This window comes from Cupriavidus sp. FW216-B1, from assembly GCF_058789195.1.
On record NZ_JBYTEL010000001.1, the window covers coordinates 152,638 to 169,633 of the forward strand.

Below are 16,996 nucleotides of genomic sequence, written 5' to 3' on the forward strand. Positions count from 1 at the left end.
CATCGCCCGCGCGGCGGCGGCGCCTTAAATTTCCGGCGGCGCGCTTCGTCACGGTGACGTGGGCGGCCTTGCCGGCATGGCCGCGCCGTCACGTCAGGAGATCCGATGATTGCTTCGCTGGCCCCGTTCTTCGCCGGGGCCTTGCGCCCGTTCGGCGAGCGCGTGGGCGTGGCCGCCGCGCGGCCGGCAGCCCCGGCCGGCGGCGCGCCGTGGCAGGGCGCCTTCGGCCAGCCGCAGGCGCGCGACTGCCTCGCGCGGCAGGCGCGCGCGCTGGGCTGCGGCGACCTGCGCGCGCTGGCCGCCGCCTGGTTCCGCGACTACACGCTGGCGCTGCTGCCCAGCGCGCTGGTGGCGGCCGCGCTGCTGCGCCGGCAACTGCCGTTCGACGCGCCGCAGGCAATCTGGCACGGCGCGGCCGACGGCCTGCTGGCCTGCCTGCTGCTGCCGGACGAAGGCGAATGCCGGCAGGCGCCGCTGCCGGACCTGCTGGCGCCATTGGTGAACGCGCATCTGCCCGGCGTGGTGGCGGCGCTGTCGGCGGTGGCGAAGGTGTCGCCGCGCCTGCTGTGGTGCACGGGCGGGGTCGCCGCGGCCGGCGTGGCGCGGCAACTGGCCGCGCATCCGGCGCTGGGCGCGCCGGCGCGCGCGGAAGTGGCGGCGTGGATCGGCCAGGCGGTGTCGGACGGCGGCATCGCCAATCCGTACCACGGCGCCTTCCGGCCGGGCAGGGAACCCGGCACGCCGGGCGTGGCACCGCTGCGGCGCATCTGCTGCCTGAACCACCGGCTGCCCGGCGAGGGGCACTGCGGGACCTGTCCGCTGCCGCAGGCGCGCGCGGGGAAAATGGAAACCGTCGCGCAGACGGTCCCGGTGGCGGCCCGCTGATGCCGCGCCTGTCCGGCGTTATTCAGCGGCGCTATTCAGATTTCGGATCCTTCCACCTCATCGGCACCGGCATCGCCGCGCGCCGATACGCCTGCCGGCGCGCGGCGGCAGGCGCGGAACTGGCGCCACTGCCGCCACAGCAGCCGCGCGGTGACGCCGACCGGCACGGCCAGCCCCAGCCAGCACAGCCAGTCCCAGGCGCCGTCGCCGAAGATGCCCGCCGCCAGCCCGCCCAGCGAGAGCAGGCCGAGCAGGGCCGGCATCGGCCAGGTGTCGCGCATCAGGCGCCCGCCGTTGTGGTCGTTCACGTCCGTGTCCTTCATGCCTGGTCCCCCGAAAGCTGCGGCGGCTGCGGCTGCGGTGCGCGCGCGCCGGCGGCGCCGCGGCGCGGCCGCTTGAGCCAGAAGATGAAGCCGGTCACGGTGGCGCCGGCGGTGATGGCCGTGAGCAGCGCCCACAGCACCTGCAGCGGCCGCCCGGCGTAGTCGCCGAAATGGAACGGCGCCGACAGCAGCAGCACCTGCAGGTACCACGGCATGCCGCGCACCGCGGCCACCTTGCCGTCGCCGGCATCGACCAGCACGATGGCGTACACGCGCTTCTGCAGCTCGGTATGGCCGCGCAGCACCACGCCGTAGTGGCGGCCCGTGGAAAACTCGGTGCCGGGATAGAACACGAAGGCCGGGTCCTTGCCGGGCACCACGGCGCGGGCCGCGTCCAGCGCGCGGTCCACCGGCACCAGCGCGCCCGGCGCGGGGCCGGGCAGGGTGGCGATCAGGTGCTGCAGCTCGGTCTTCTGCCACAGGCCGATGATGAGCGGCGAGAACGACAGGAAGGTGCCGGTCAGCCCGACCACCAGCGCCCACACCATCACCACGATGCCGAACAGGTTGTGCAGGTCGGCCTGCACCACGCGCACCGGCTTGCCGAAGCGCAGCAGGCCGAAGGCCAGCTTGCGCATGAACGGGCCGTACAGCACCAGCCCGCTGACCAGGCTGGCCACCAGCAGCACGCCGATGAAGCCGATGAAGAACTGGCCCGGCAGGCCCAGGAACAGGTTCAGGTGCAGCTTGAGGATGAAGCCGCTGAAGGTCTCGCCGGGCGGGCCGGGCTTGCGCGTGGCGCCGGTGGCGGCGTCGAACTGGACGGTGGCGCCGTTGCGCAGCCTGGGCTCGCCGGGCGGGCCGACGCGCACGCCCACGGCGTCGGGGTCGTCGTCGCTGAACGAGACCGACTTGGGCGCCCAGCCGGGCCTGGCGGCGCGCGCCGCGTCCACCAGCGCCTGCAGCGGCGGGCGCGGCGCGCTGGCCCCCGCGCCGCGCTCGGCCGCCACGCTGCCGTGGTGGTCCTGGCCCAGCATGGCATCGATGTCTTCATGGAAGATCAGCAGCAGGCCGGTCACGCACAGCACCAGCAGGTTCAGCGTGCACAGCAGGCTGGTCCAGCGGTGGATGGCGTACCAGATGCGCAGCGTAGGCGCTTTCATGGGGGTCCTTTCTTATGCGTGCCGGTGCGCTGCCGCCGGCCCGTCCGTCGCCGGGCGGGCCGCGCGGTGCTTACCAGCGGTAGCTCAACGTGCCCACCACGGTGCGGTTGCGGCCGTAATAGCAGTTGGTGGCGCTGTCGCAGGCCGCCACGTAGGTCTTGTTGAACAGGTTGTTGACGTTCACGCGCAGCGTGTAGTGCTTGGCGATGGTGTAGCTGGCCGCCAGGTCGACCAGCGTGAACGACGGCACCGAAATCGTGTTGGTGGCATCGAAGCTGCCGCCCACGTAGCGCACGCCGCCGCCCAGCCACACGCCGGCCAGCGGGCCGCCGGAGAGGCGGTAGTCGGCCCACAGCGAAGCCATGTGCTTGGCCACGTAGGGCGGCACCTTGCCGGCATTGGGCGCGCCCGGGCCGGCCTTGGTCACTTCGGCATCGGTGTAGGTGTAGGACGCCAGCACGTTGAAGTTCGACGTCACCGCCCAGGTGCCTTCCAGCTCGATGCCGCGCGAGCTCACCTCGCCGATCTGCGAATAGAAGCCGTTGACCGGCGCGGTGGTCAGCACGTTGCGCTGGGTCAGGTCGAACAGCGAGATCTGCGCGAAGCTGCGCGAGTTGGCGGGCTGCCACTTGACGCCGGCCTCGTACTGGCGGCCGGTGGTGGGCTCGGGCGTGCCGCCGCCATAGATCAGCGTGCTGATGGCGGGCTCGAACGAGGTCGAGTAGCTGACGTACGGCGACAGGCCGAACGGACCTTCGTACAGCAGGCCGGCGCGGCCGGTGAAGCGGCCATCGTCGGTCTTGGTGGTGGAGGTGGCGTTGGTGGCGATGGTGCGCGTGTCGGTGTTGACCTTGGCCTTGTCGTAGCGGCCCGCCAGCTGCACCACGAAGCGCTTGTCGATCTTGACCTGGTCCTGCAGGTAGAAGCCGACCTGGTCGCGCGTGGTGTCGGTGTCGGTCTGGTAGGCCGGGCGCACGAAGTTGCCGTAGACCGGGTTGAACACGTTGAGCGCCGGCTCGTTGGCGCTCTGGCCGAACAGGCGGTCGAAGGTGGAGCGCTGGTAGTCCACGCCCACCAGGAAGGTGTGGTCGAAGATGCCGTGCGAGAGCTTGACCTGGGCCTGGTTGTCGATCGTAAACAGGCTGTACGACTCGTTCGAGATCAGGCCGATGCGGCGCAGGTTGAACGGGCCGGTGGTGTAGTTGGTCAGGCCGCCGTTGCCGCCGATGTCCTCGTAGCTCACGTGCAGGTGGGCGTAGCGCAGCTTCTGGCGCACCGTCAGCACGTCGTTGAAGCGGTGCGAGAACTCGTAGCCGACCATGTACTGCTCGCGCTTGAACAGGTCGAAGTCCGGCTCGCCGGTAAACAGGTCGGTGGGGATGCGCTGGCCGTTGCCGAGCCGGCTGACCGTGCCCACCGCGGGCAGGAAGTTGCCGCTGTTGCCCGAGCGGTCCTTGTAGGCCTGCGCGTAGAGCGTGAAGTTGGTGGCGTCGGTCGGGCGCCAGGTGATCTGCGGCGAGATGAACAGGCGGTTGTCGTCCACGTGCGGGGTCTGCGTGCCGCTGTCGCGCGCCAGCGCGGTGACGCGGTACAGCAGCTTGCCGTCCTGGTCGATCGGGCCGGTGAAGTCGCCGGAGACTTCCTTGCGCGCGTTGTTGCCCACGCTCACGTTGAGCTCGTGCTCCGGGGTGTCCTGCGGGCGCTTGCTGACCTGGTTGATCATGCCGCCCGGCGAGCTCTGGCCGTACAGCACCGACGCCGGCCCGCGCACGATGTCGATGCGCTCCAGGCTGTAGGGCTCCAGCTCCCAGCCGCCGTAGCCGCCGGAGTGGGGCAGCTTCAGGCCGTCCCAGTACTGGCCCTGCTGCGAGGCCAGGAAGCCGCGGATCAGGTAGTTGCCGCGGCGCGTGTCGTAGATCGGCTCGGTGCGCACGCCGGCGGTGTAGCGCAACGCTTCCTCGACCCGCTCCGCGCCCTGGGCGCGGATCTGGTCGGACGTCACCACGCTGATGGACTGCGGCGTCTCGGCGATGGTCGCGTCGGTCTTGGTGGCCGACACCGTGTTCCTGGCCCCGTAGACCGGCGCGGCGGCGCTGTCGGCGCGCACGCTGACCGCCGGCAACTGCGCCTCGCCCGAGGCTGCCGTGGTGGTGGCGCCGGACTGCGCGTGCGCCATCTGCGCCGATACCGCCAAGGCCAGCGCGCTCAGCGCAAGATGTCGGTGATTGGCCTGCGCCCTGCGCGACCCGACCGATTTGCCCGTTTTCATGTTTCTCCCCTAAGTCAAAAATCATCGCGGCGGCGGCGCGCGGCGCCGCGTGTTCCGCGATGGCGAAGCAGCACGCCACACGGCGCGCAAAACCCGCTGGAGGGCCGGGCCCGCGCCTGGCGGCCGGGCGGCCCGACAGATGGGCACGCCCCGGCGGGCCGGGCCGGTTCTGCGGCGGCGCGGCCTGCGGGTGGTCCCTGGAATTCCGTGATGGCCGCGATTGGCGATGGGGAGCCGGTGCGGCCCGCCCCGACGGCGCCGGCCCGCCTGCGAGGCAGGGCGGGCCGGTCCGGTGGCGCCTTGGCGCCGGGCGGTCATATCGACCGCAATTCTAAATGCAAATCATTAGTATTCGCATCCGAATTTTCGTTTTTACCCTACTCCGTCAGCAGGGTTGTGGTTTGCATGCCATTGCCCGCGCCGCCGGCAGTGGCATTGCCGGGGGCCTGCCGGTCCGGCGCCAGCGCGGCCAGCGCCTCGACCAGGCGGGCATCGCGCACGATGGCGTGATGGTCCACGCCGTCCAGCACGGCCTCGCGCAGCGGCGCGCCCTGCCATTGCGCCAGCCGCGCGGCGGCCCCGGCGCGGCCGGCGCGCCACCACACCGCCAGCGGCGCGCGCACCGGCGGCAGCGCGCGCAGCGCCCCGGCCAGCGTGCCCAGGCGGTGGGCCGCCAGGAACATCTGCGCCAGCTCGTCGGCGCCCAGCGCCTGCTGCCGCGCCGGCGCGCCGGCCATCAGCGGCGCCAGCAGGGCGCGCACGGCCGCGGCGTCCGGCTCCGCGTCCATGTCCACGTCCGCGCTGGCCGGCATCGGCAGCGGCGGCGCGTGCGGCAGCATGCGGCGGGCAAAATCGGCCAGCGCGGCCCGCCAGCGCGGCGCCGGCGCCGTGGCGCCGGCATCCGGCTGCGGCACGAACGGATCGACCAGCACCAGCCACTGCACCTGCTGGCCCTGCGCCTCCAGCTCGCGCGCCATCAGCGTGGCCAGCGTGGCGCCGAGCGACCAGCCCAGCAGCAGGTAAGGCCCCTGCGGCCGCGCCGCGCGCAGTTCGCGCACGTAGTCGCGCGCCATCGCCTCCAGCGAGGCGTCGCGCCAGTCCGGGTCCAGCAGCATGCGCGACTGCAGGCCGTAGACGGCGCGCCCGGCGCCGAGGCGGCGTGCGATCTCGTCGTAGTCGAACAGCGTGCCCAGCGCCGCGTGGACGCAGCACAGCGGCGCCGGCGCGGCGCCGGCCGGGCCTTGCGCCAGCACGCGCAGCGCGGCCGGCGGCGTGGCGCCGGCCACCGGCGCGGCGGCGGCGTCCGGCAGCAGCTCGCCGATGGTCGGCGTGCGCATCAGGTCGCGCAGCTTCAGCGCCAGCCCCAGCGCCTTGTTGGCGCGCACGCGCGAAATCACCTTGAGGCTCAGCAGCGAGTCGCCGCCCAGCTCGAAGAAATGGTCGTCCAGCCCGACCCGCTCCACGCCCAGCACCTCCTGCCATACCTGCGCCAGCCAGCGCTGTGCCTCCGTGCGCGGCGCCACGTAGGGCCGCTCGCCCTCGGCGGCGGGCGTGGGCAGGGCGCGGCGGTCTAGCTTGCCGTTGGGTGTGAGGGGCAGCGCGGCGAGCGCGACGAAGGCGGCGGGGACCATGTAGTCGGGCAGTTGCGCGGCCAGCGCCGCGCGCAACGACGCCACATCCACGATGCAACCTTCTGCCGGCACCACGTAGGCAGCGAGTCGGGCACCGTTCGGGCCGTCGACGGCGATCACTGCGGCATTGGCCACGCCGTCCTGCGCCAGCAAGCGCGCCTCGATCTCGCCCGGCTCGATGCGGAAGCCGCGGATCTTGAGTTGCTGGTCGATGCGTCCCAGGTATTCGAGCTGGCCGTCCGGCAGCCAGCGCGCGAGGTCGCCGCTGCGGTAGAGGCGCGCGCCGCCGTCGGAGAACGGATCGGGCACGAAGCGCTCGGCGGTCATGCCGGGCCGGTTCAGGTAGCCGCGCGCGAGGCCCTCGCTACCGAGATACAACTCCCCGGCCACGCCGGGCGGCACGAGGTTGAGCTCGGCATCGAGCAGATAGGCGCAGCGCGCGCCGACCGGGCGGCCGATCGGGGCGTAGGTGCCGGCGAAGTCGGCCTCCGCGCTGTCGGCACGCACCTTCCACACCATCGGCGTGACCACCGTTTCGGTCGGGCCATAACCGTTGATGAAGGTGCGCGGCGCCAGCGCGCGGCGCGCCAGTTCGAAGACCGGCCGCGGCATGGCCTCGCCACCGAAGGAGTAGAGCGAGACCTCGGGCCGCTGACCGCTCTGCGCGCACCATTCGGCAAGCTGCTTCAGGTAGGCGGGCGGGAAGCCGGCGTTGGTGACGCGATGGCGGATCAGGGCATCGCAGGTCTGCTCGGGCGTCCACAGCGTATCGTCACGCAGGACCAGAGATCCGCCGCAGGCGAGCGCGCACAGCCAGCGTTCATGCGCGCCATCGAAGGCGAAGGACAGGAAATGGAGCTCGCGCGAATGCGCACCCATTTCGTAGGCGTCGATGGTAGCGGCCACGTGCATGGCAAGCGGTCCGTGGGAGACGCACACGCCTTTCGGCTGGCCGGTGGAACCGGAGGTATAGATCAGATAGGCAAGCTGATCGCGGTGCACCGGCTGTTCAGGCAGCGCGGGGATATTGTCGGGCACCATGTCGAGCGTCAGCACCGGCAGCGAAGCGGGCGCGGGCAGCGTATCGAGCAAGGCGGTCTCGGTGACGAGCAGCGCAATGGCGCTGTCGCCGAACAGGTACGCCAGCCGTTCGGGCGGATAAGCCGGATCGAACGGCACGTAAGCCGCGCCGCTGCGCATGACGGCGAGCAGGGCGACGAGGATGTCGGGCGAGCGGGACAGCGCGATGCCGACGCGGTTCTCGGCACCGATGCCGCGTGCGTGGAGCACGGCGGCGAGGCGGTCGGCGCGGGCGAGCAGTTCGCCGTAGCGCAGGGTCTGGTCGCCGCAGATCACGGCGATGGCGTCGGGCCTTGCGGCGGCATGGCGGGCGATGTGCTGGTGCACGGCGAGGCCATCGGCGGGCGGCGCTTCTCCCTGGCCCAGCGCCAGCAGCTCGGCGGACGCCCGCGGGGCCAGCAGGCCCAGCGAGCCGAGCGCCTGCCCGGGCCGCGTGCTGATGGCTTCCAGCAGCGCCAGCAGCTGCGCGCGGATGCGCTCGACCTGGGCCTCGTCGAAGGCGCGCCGCATATAGGTGAAGCCCAGCCGCAGCGTCTGCCGCAGGCTCACTTCCACGTCCATCTCGTATTCGGTCAGGCCGGTGCTGGCGCGCGTCTCGATGGCCAGGCCGCTGCGCGCGGCCGGGGCCAGCGCGTCTTCCAGCGGGAAGTTCTCGAACACCAGGATGCTGTCGAACAGCCGCTGTCCGGGCTGGCCGCCCCAGCGCTGGATGTCGGACAGCGGCGTGTGCTCGTGCTCGCGCGCGGCCAGGTTGAAGCCCTGCAGCTCGCGCAGCCAGTCGCCCACGGCCTGCTCGGGGCGCGGCGCGGCGATCACCGGCAGGGTGTTGATGAACAGGCCCAGCATCTGCTGCGAGCCGGGCAGCTCCGCCGGGCGCCCGGCCACGGTGGCGCCGAACGCCACGCGGCGCTGGCCCGTATAGCGCTGCAACAGCAGCAGCCACGCGGCCTGCACCAGCGTGTTGACGGTGACTTTCTGCGCGCGCGCGAAGGCCGCCAGCCGCGCCGTCTGCGCGGTGTCGCATTCGTGCTGCAGGAGCCCGTAGCCGCTGCCGGCATCGGGCGCGGGCACGGCCTCGGCCAGCCGCGTCGGCGTGTCGAAGCCGCGCAGCTGCGCGCTCCAGAACGCCTGCGCCGCGCCGGCATCGCGGCCTTGCAGCCAGCCGATGTAGTCGGCGAAGCGGTCGGCGGCGGCGGGCACCGCCTCGCCGGCATAGTGGCGCAGCACCTCGCCCAGCAGTTGCGCGGTGCTCCAGCCGTCGAGCAGCAGGTGGTGCACGGTCCAGACCAGGTGATGGCGGCGCGGGCCGGTGCGGATCAGCGCCAGGCGCATCAGCGGCGGGCGCTCGAGGTCGAAGCCGCGCGCGAGATCGTCGGCGGCGAAGCGGTCGAGCGCCGGCTCGCAACCGGCGGCGCGCGCGGACCAGTCCTCGTGCGTGACCGGCAGTTCCACTTCGCGCGCGACCCATTGCAGCGGCTGCTCGCCGCGCTGCAGGAAGCCGCTGCGCAGCGTGTCGTGGCGCGCCAGCGCCGCGCGCCAGGCCAGCGCGAAGCGCGCCGCGTCCAGCCCGTCGATGTCCACCCGCAACTGGTTCACGTAGGCGCCGCCGCCATCGGCCGCGCTGGCGCTGTGGTAGAGCATGCCGGCCTGCATCGGCGAGAGCGGATACAGGTCTTCCACCTCGGCGGGCGCCAGCCCCTGCGCCTGCAATGCGTCGAGCTGGTCCTGCCGCAGGCCCGCCAGCGGAAAGTCCTCGCTGCGCAGGCGCGTGCGCGGCGCGGCCGCGCGCGGCGCCGGTTGCGCGCTGGCGGCCGGCATGGCCAGCGGCACCAGTGCCGCCGCCACCGCGGCCAGCGTCTGCTGCTCGAACAGCTGCTTGGGCGTGAGCAGCCAGCCGGCGCCGCGCATCCTGGCCACGATCTGCAGGCTCAGGATGGAATCGCCGCCCAGCTCGAAGAAATTGTCGGCGCGGCCCACGCGCGCCACCTTCAGCACCCGCGCCCAGGCCTCGGCCAGTTGCGTCTCGGCGGCGCCGGCGGGCGGCGCGAAGGCGGCGCTGCCGGCGAACTCCGGCGACGGCAGCGCGCGCCGGTCCAGCTTGCCGTTGGCGCTGACCGGCATCGCCTCCAGCACCAGCAGCGCGGCGGGCACCATGTAGTCCGGCAGCGCCTGCGCCAGCCACGCGCGCAGTTCGGCCACGTCCGGGCTGGCGCCGGCGGCGCCGACCACGTAGGCGGCCAGCCGCGCCGGACCTTCGCCGGCCGGCGCCACCACCACCGCCTCGCGCACGCCCGGGTGGGCCAGCAGGCGCGCCTCGATCTCGCCCAGCTCGATGCGCAGGCCGCGGATCTTGACCTGATGGTCCAGCCGCCCCAGGTACGCGATCTGTCCGTCCGCGCGGCGGCGCGCCAGGTCGCCGGTGCGGTACAGGCGCTCGCCCGTCGCGCCATGCGGATCGGCGACGAAGCGCTCGGCGGTCAGCGCGGCGCGGCCCAGGTAGCCGCGCGCCAGCCCCGCGCCGCCGAGGTAGAGCTCGCCGGCCACGCCGTCGGGCAGCGGATGCAGCGCGCCGTCCAGCACGTGGGCGTCGACATTGGCGATGGGGCTGCCGATCGGCACCGCGCTGCCGCCGTCGTCGCGGCAGGTCCAGTGCGTGACGTCGATGGCGGCCTCGGTCGGCCCGTACAGGTTGTGCAGACCGGCGTACGGCAGCAGCGTCATGGCGCGCCGCGCCAGCGCCGCCGGCAGCGCCTCGCCGCTGCACACGATGTGGCGCAGCGTGGCGCACGAGGCCGCCACCTCGTCGTGGGCGACGAAGGCCTGCAGCATGGCCGGCACGAAATGCAGCGTGGTCACGCCGTGGCGCGCGATCAGCGCGGCGATGCGCGCCGGGTCGCGATGGTCGCCGGGCGCGGCCAGCACCAGCCGCGCGCCGGTCATCAGCGGCCAGAAGAACTCCCACACCGAGACGTCGAAGCTGAACGGCGTTTTCTGCAGCACCGTGTCGCGCGCGCCGAGGCCGTATTGCGCCTGCATCCACCACAGCCGGTTGTGCAGCGCGCCGTGGCGGTTGCCCACGCCCTTGGGGCGGCCGGTGGAGCCGGAGGTGTAGATCACGTAGGCGAGGTGGTCGGGCAGCAGTACCGGCGCGGGGTCGTGGTCTGCGCCATCGGTTTCCTGCACAGGCTGCGTCAGGTCGATTACCTCGACCGCGCGCGGCGGCGTCGGCAGCAGGTCGGCGCGCTGCGCCAGCAGCAGGGCCACGCCGCTGTCGCCGATCATGTAGGCGAGGCGCTCGGCGGGGTAGTCGGGATCGAACGGCACGTAGGCGCCGCCGGCCTTGAGGATGGCGAGCAGGGCGACGACCATCTCGACGGAACGCTCGGCCAGCACGCCGACCGGCACGTCGGGCCCCACGCCCCGCGCGATCAGGCGATGGGCGAGGCGGTTGGCGCGGCGGTTCAGCTCGGCGTAGCCAAGCTGCCGCGCGCCGAAGACCAGCGCAACGGCCTCGGGATGAGACGCGGCGCGCGCCTCGAACAGGCGGTGCACCGGCACCGGCGCCGGATAGGGCTGCGGGTTGCGGCCAAGCGTCAGCAGCGCGGGCCGTTCGGCGGGCGCCACCAGCGAGATGCCGCCGAGCAGCCGCGCCGCATCCTCGCTCATCTGCGCCATCACGGTCAGCAGCGCGCGCGAGAGGTCGGCGGCATGCGGCTCGCCCAGCAAGGCGCGGTCGAAGCGGCAGGTCAGACGCAGCGTGTCGGTGTGGGCCAGCACCAGCGTCAGCGGATAGTTGGTCTCGGCGCGGTTGCGCACGTCGGAGAACGCCAGCCCGCCCGGCGCGCGGCGCAGCGCGGCGTCCACCGGGTAGTTCTCGAAGACGAGGATGGCGTCGAACAGCGCTTGCCCGCCTTGTCCGGCCCAGCGCTGGATTTCGTAGAGCGGCGTGTGTTCGTGCTCGCGCGTGGCGAGGTTGAGGGCCTGCACCTCGCGCAGCCAGTCGCCGACGGCTTGCTCGGGGCGCGGCGTGGCAATCACCGGCAGCGTGTTGATGAACAGGCCCAGCATCTGTTGCGAGCCGGGCAGGTCCGCCGGGCGCCCGGCGACGGTGGCGCCGAAAGCTACGCAGTCCTGTCCGGTATAGCGTTGCAGCAACAACAGCCACGCGGCTTGCACGAGGGTGTTGAGCGTGACCTTCTGCGCGCGGGCGAATGCCGCCAGCGCGGCGGTGCGGTCGGCATCGAGCGTGTGATGCTGCTCGGCATGGCCCTCGCCATGTTCGGGCGCGGGCAGCGCGGCCATCAGCCGTGTCGGGGTATCGAGCGCGGCCAGTTGCGCGGACCAGAAGGCGCGGCTCGCGTCGGCGTCGCGGCCTTGCAGCCAGCCGATGTAGTCGGCGAAGCGGCCGCCCGTGGCGGGCAGGGTTTCGCCGGCGTAGTGGCGCAGGACTTCACCGAGCAACTGGGACGTGCTCCAGCCATCGAGCAGCAGATGGTGGACGGTCCAGAGCAGGTGATGGCGACTGGCGCCGGTGCGGATCAGCGCGACGCGCATCAGCGGCGGGCGTTCGAGGTCGAAACCTTGCGCCAGTTGATCGACGGCAAGCTGGTCGAGATCACGCTGGCATTGAGCGGCATCGCGGTCCGACCAGTCCTCCATGACGACCGGCAGCGTGACATGGCGCGCGACCCATTGCAGCGGCTGCTCGCCGCGGTGCAGGAAGCCGCAACGCAGGCTGTCATGGCGCGCGAGCGCGGCATGCCACGCGGCGGCGAAACGCGTGGCATCGAGGCCGTCGATGTCGACGCGCAACTGGTTGGTGTAGGCGCTGCCGGCTGGGGCATAGACGCTGTGGAACAGCATGCCGGCCTGCATGGGCGAGAGCGGATAGAGATCCTGCACCTGTGCCGGATCGAGGCCGAGGCCATCAAGCTGCGCCTGCGACAGCCGCGCGAGCGGGAAATCGGACGGCGTGAAGCCGGCGGCTTCGTTCGACGCGCAATGCGCGATGACGGCAAGCAGTTCGGCGCGGTAGTCCTCGGCCAGCCGCTGCACGGTGGCGTGCCTGTGCCGCGCGCGGCTGAAGGCAAAGGACAGACGCAGCTCGCCGCCATGCACCTGCCCGCTGACCGACAGCGGATGCGACAGTGGCGCGCTGGCATCCTGGCTGGCGCCGGTGTTGCCGAAAGCGGGTTGCCACGGCGCGCCTTCGGCCAGGCTGGCGTCGAACTGGCCGAGGTAGTTGAACACGACCTCGGGCTTGGGCAGGGCCGCGATGACGGCTTGCTGTTCGGCGGTGCCGAAGCGGCGCAGCAGGCCGAAGCCGATGCCCTCGCCGGGCACGGCGCGCAATTGTTCCTTGACGGCCTTGATCGCGTCCGGCAGCATGCCGGCGCCGTCGAGCGCAACGGGGAACAGCGTGGTGAACCAGCCCACGGTGCGGCTCAGGTCGAGCGCATCATCGACGCCGGCCACGCGGCCGTGGCTTTCGAGGTCGATCAACGTCCGCGCGTTGCCGCTCCAGCGCGACAGCACGCGCGCAAGCGCGGTCAGCAGCAGGTCGTTGATGCGGGTGCGGTAGGCGGCGGGCGCGTGCTGGAGCAGCGCTTGCGTGGCGTCGGCGGGCAGCGTCAGCGTGAGGCTGTCGCGTTCGGCGACGGTGAGCGAGCCGCTCGGATCGTCGCAAGGCAATTCGGCGGCTGTGCCGGACAGGGCCAGCCAATGCGGCAGCTCATCCGCGCGCGATGCCGTATTCCGGCGCAGTGCTTCCGACCAGCGCTGGCAGGACGCCGTGCGCGCGGGCAGCGCGGCCGGCTGGCCGGAGCGGCGCTGCCGGTAGGCGGTCAGCAGGTCTTCGATCAGGATGCGCCAGGACACGCCATCGATCACAAGATGGTGAACCACCAGCAGCAGTTGCCATTGACCCGCCGCGCCGTGCAGCGCGACGGCGCGCAGCAGCGGTCCGTGCGCGAGATCGAGGCTGCGCTGTGCCGCTTCGCAATGGGCAATGCGTTCGGCCTCGTTCGGGAATTCGCGCACCCACAGCAAGTCCGGCGCGGTTTCCGCATCTGCATAGGTCTGGACCCAGGCACCATCCGCCTGCGAGAACCGCAGCCGCAGCGCATCGTGGTGCGCCACCAGATCGCCCAACGCCAGCGACAGCGCCGCCGTATCGGGTGCCTCGCGGCAATCGAGCAGCACGGATTGGTTCCAGTGCCCGCGGCGTTCCATCGGCATGGCGAAGAAATCCGCCTGGATCGGCAGCAGCGGCACGGCGCCGGTTGGCACGGCTTCTTCGGCCGCGCCATCGCGCGGCAGCGGCTGCGCGACCGTGGCGAGCTCGGCCAGCGTCTGCCGCTCGAACAACTGGCGCGGCGTCAGCAGCCAGCCGGCGGCGCGGGCGCGCGCGACGATCTGCAGGCTGAGGATGGAGTCGCCGCCCAGCTCGAAGAAATTGTCGGCGCGGCCCACGCGCGGCAGGCCGAGCACCTCGGCCCAGATGGCGGCAAGCGCGGTTTCCGCCTCGCCCGCGGGCGCGACGAATGCCTGCGTGCCGCCGAACTCGGGCGCAGGCAGCGCATGGCGGTTGAGCTTGCCGTTGGGCGTGAGCGGCAGCGCGGCGAGCACGACGAAGGCGGCGGGGACCATGTAGTCGGGCAGTTGCGCGGCCAGTGCCGCGCGCAACGACGCCACATCCACGACGCAACCCTCTGCCGGCACCACGTAGGCAGCCAGCCTCGCGCCGGTCGGACCCTCCACCGCGATCACCGCTGCATTGGCGATACCCGCCTGCGCCAGCAAACGCGCCTCGATCTCGCCCGGCTCGATGCGGAAGCCGCGGATCTTGAGTTGCTGGTCGATGCGTCCCAGGTATTCGAGCTGGCCGTCCGGCAGCCAGCGCGCGAGGTCGCCGCTGCGGTAGAGGCGCGCGCCGCCGTCGGAGAACGGATCGGGCACGAAGCGCTCCGCAGTGAGGCCGGGCCGGTTCAGGTAGCCGCGCGCGAGGCCGTCGCCGCCCACGTACAGTTCGCCCGCCACGCCCGGCGGCACCGGGTTGAGGCTGGCGTCGAGCACGCGCACGCCCAGGTCGGGAATGCACTCGCCGATGGGGCTGCGCGCGCCGTGGCGCGGATCGAGATCGGCCAGCGTGACGGGGCGGAAGGTCACGTGCACCGTGGTTTCGGTGATGCCGTACATATTGACGAGGCGCGGCGCGGCGTCGCCGAAGCGCTCCAGCCAGGGCCGCAGCGCCTGCGGCTCGAGCGCCTCGCCGCCGAAGATCACGTGGCGCAGCGCCAGCGGCTGCGCGCAGGCCTCGGGCTGGGCCAGCAGCGCGCGGAACGCGGACGGGGTCTGGTTGAGCACGGTGACGCGCTCGCGCCGCAGCAGCGCGAGGAAGTCCTGCGGCGCGCGGCTGACCAGGAACGGCACGATCACCAACTGGCCGCCGTGGCACAGCGCGCCGAAGATTTCCCATACGGAAAAATCGAAGGCGTAGGAGTGGAACAGGGTCCAGACATCGTCTTGGCCGAAGCCGAACCAGTCCTGCGTGGCGGCCAGCAGGCGCGACAGGTTGCCGTGCTGCAATTGCGCGCCCTTGGGGCGGCCGGTGGAGCCGGAGGTGTAGATCACGTAGGCGAGATGGTCGGACCGCACCGGCACGTCCGGCGCGTGTTCGGGCCAGTCCGCGCGCTCCGCTTCGGCGGCGTCGAGCAGCACCACCGGCAGGCCGGCGCGCCGCGGCAGCAGGTCTTGCAGCGCGGGCTGGGCGAGCAGCGCGGCGATGCCGCTGTCGTCGAACAGGTAGGCCAGCCGCTCGGCCGGATAGGCGGGGTCGAACGGCACGTAGGCGCCGCCGGCCTTGAGGATGGCCAGCAGGCCGACGATCATCTCGGGCGAGCGCTCGGCGGCGATGCCCACGCGCACTTCCGGGCCCACGCCGAGCGCGATCAGGCGGTGCGCGAGGCGGTTGGCGCGGCGTTCCAGCTCGCCGTAGCTGATGGTGGCGTCGCCGTGGCGCAGCGCCACCGCGTCGGGGCGGGCCTCGGCCTGACGCTGGATCAGGCGGTGCGCGGGCGCGAGGCCGGCAAAGCGGCGCCGCGGCTGGCCGGCGGCGTGCTGCATGGCGAGCGCGGCGCGGTCGTCGGCATGGCCGTCCGCGTCCAGCAGCGGCGTGGCGGTCAGCGGCAGTTCGGGATGGCGCAGCATGCCGTCGAGCTGCGCGACGTAGTGGCGGGCCAGGCGCTGCGCGGTGGCGGCGTCGAACAGCGCGCTGTCGTATTCGAGGCTGATGTGGATGCTGTCTGCGTGCGTCCCGGCGTGTGTCCCGGCGTGCGTTTCGACGTCGAGGATCAGGTCGAACTTGGCGCCGGTCTCGCGGGCCTCGATGGCCTCGGTGCGCAGGCCCGGCAGCGCGAATGCCTGCGTGCCGGCGCCGGCGCGCAGGTTGAACATGACCTGGAACAGCGGGCTGCGGCCGGCGTCGCGCGGCACCTGCATGCTGTCGAGCAGCACCTCGAACGGCAGTTCGGCGTTGGCTAGCGCGCCCAGCGCGTCGGCGCGCACGCGCTCGCACAGCGCGCCGGCGCTGACGCCGGGCCCGGTGCGTGAGCGGTAGACGTGGGTGTTGGCGAAGAAGCCGACCACGTCGTCCAGCCCCGGCTCGCCGCGTCCCGCGTGCGGCACGCCGATGGCGAAATCGTGCTGGCCGGCATGGCGCGCGAGCAGCGCCTGCCAGGCGGCCAGCATCACCACGAACGGCGTGCAGCGCCGGGCCACGCAGAACGCGCGCACGGCGCCGGCCAGCGCGGGCGGCAGCGCCATGTCGACGCGGCGCGCGAGGTGCCGCGCGGCCGGCGCGCCGTGCGGCCGGTCGACCGGCAGTTGCAGCGCGGGGACGTGGCTGCCCAGGCTGGCCTGCCACCACGCGCGCTGCGCGTCGAGCGCGCCGCTGTCGAGCCGTTCGCGCTGGCGGCGCGCGTGGGCGGCGAAGGTGGCGGCGGGCGGCGGCAGTTGCACCTCCGCGCCGGACGCCGCCTGCGCATAGGCGGTGGCGAGGTCGCGCGCGATCACGGCGTTGGAGACCGCGTCGGAGACGATGTGGTGCAGCGACAGCAGCAGCACGTGCTCGTCGTCGGCGCGGGCCAGCAGCGTGGCGCGCAGCAGCGGCGCGCGGCACAGGTCGAAGGCGCGCGCGGCCTCGGCGTCGATGCGCGCGCGCAGCGCGGCTTCGCCGGCGGCGAGCGGCTCGTGGCCCAGCGCGAACGGCGGCGCGCGCTCCACCACCTGCCGCGGCGGCTGGCCCGGCGCGCCGTCGGCGGCGAAGCGGGTGCGCAGCGCGGGATGGCGGTCGACCACGGCGCGCAGCGCGGCGGCCAGCGCGGCGCGGTCGAGCCGGCCATGCAGGCGGAACGCGCGGGTCTGGTTGTAGGCGGTGCTGCCGGGCTCGTATTGCAGCAGGAACCAGAGCCGCTGCTGGGAGAAAGACATGGGGGACATGGGCGACGGCAAGGCGCCGCCATCGCCGCTGTCATCGCCGCTGTCATTGTCGGCAGCGGCCTGTTCGGCCTCGTCTTCCAGCAGCAGCGCCAGCAGCGCGGCGTCCTGCTGGCGGGTCGGGGATTGCGTCATGGGGGCTGTCCTGTG

Annotated in this window: 5 protein-coding genes; 1 reads left to right on the forward strand and 4 read right to left on the reverse strand. The window is 72.8% G+C overall.

The window, feature by feature from the left end; all coding sequences use genetic code 11:
- Positions 1-105 precede the first annotated feature (105 nt).
- Positions 106-885 (forward strand): siderophore-iron reductase FhuF, encoded by a 780-nt coding sequence (gene fhuF, locus AC3WXD_RS00645; RefSeq protein WP_454732993.1) that lies wholly within the window; start codon positions 106-108, stop codon positions 883-885.
- 35 nt (positions 886-920) lie between these two features.
- Here fhuF and AC3WXD_RS00650 read toward each other — a convergent pair whose 3' ends face one another.
- The 4 genes from AC3WXD_RS00650 to AC3WXD_RS00665 all read right to left on the reverse strand — a co-directional run bounded on the left by AC3WXD_RS00650 (position 921) and on the right by AC3WXD_RS00665 (position 16,981).
- Positions 921-1,193 carry a hypothetical protein gene (locus AC3WXD_RS00650; RefSeq protein ID WP_454732994.1) on the reverse strand — a complete coding sequence of 91 codons (273 nt, stop codon included), beginning with the start codon at positions 1,191-1,193 and terminating at the stop codon, positions 921-923.
- Between the two features lie 11 nt (positions 1,194-1,204).
- The gene (locus AC3WXD_RS00655; RefSeq protein ID WP_492322791.1) at positions 1,205-2,371 is read right to left on the reverse strand and encodes a PepSY-associated TM helix domain-containing protein; all 1,167 of its coding nucleotides are present in this window, start codon (positions 2,369-2,371) and stop codon (positions 1,205-1,207) included.
- A gap of 70 nt (positions 2,372-2,441) precedes the next feature.
- Entirely contained in the window at positions 2,442-4,640 is a 2,199-nt protein-coding gene (locus AC3WXD_RS00660; protein WP_492322792.1) for a TonB-dependent siderophore receptor, read from the reverse strand.
- 377 nt (positions 4,641-5,017) lie between these two features.
- Positions 5,018-16,981, reverse strand: a complete 11,964-nt coding sequence (locus AC3WXD_RS00665; protein ID WP_492322793.1) for an amino acid adenylation domain-containing protein — start codon at positions 16,979-16,981, stop codon at positions 5,018-5,020.
- Positions 16,982-16,996 lie beyond the last annotated feature (15 nt).